1 protein-coding gene is annotated in these 279 nt (G+C 28.3%); it reads left to right on the top strand.

The genetic code is table 11. The features are described from left to right. Nucleotides 1–123: 123 nt before the first annotated feature. Nucleotides 124–279: DUF3127 domain-containing protein (locus V6251_RS15435; RefSeq protein ID WP_341589031.1), on the top strand; the 156-nt coding region annotated here is incomplete at its 3' end.

Below are 279 nucleotides of genomic sequence, written 5' to 3'. Positions count from 1 at the left end.
GAACAAAAACATAAAAAAGCAAAAGGCTTTTTAAGTTTTAGTGATGTGGAAAGCGCTTGGAAAGTGTTGTTATCGTAATTTTACGATATTTAATTAGACGAATATTTAATAATTATATAGAAAATGGAAGTACAAGGTAAAGTTAAGCTAGTAGGTGAAACTCAAAGTTTTGGTAGCAACGGATTTAGAAAAAGAGAATTAGTAGTAACTACAGAAGAGCAATATCCTCAACATATTTTAGTAGAGTTTGTTCAAGATAAATGTGATTTATTAAACAAC

The organism is Olleya sp. Ti.3.14, assembly GCF_038154885.1.
GTDB lineage: Bacteria > Bacteroidota > Bacteroidia > Flavobacteriales > Flavobacteriaceae > Olleya.
Note: the sequence above shows the minus strand (reverse complement) of the source record. Positions and strands in the feature narration are given on the sequence as shown.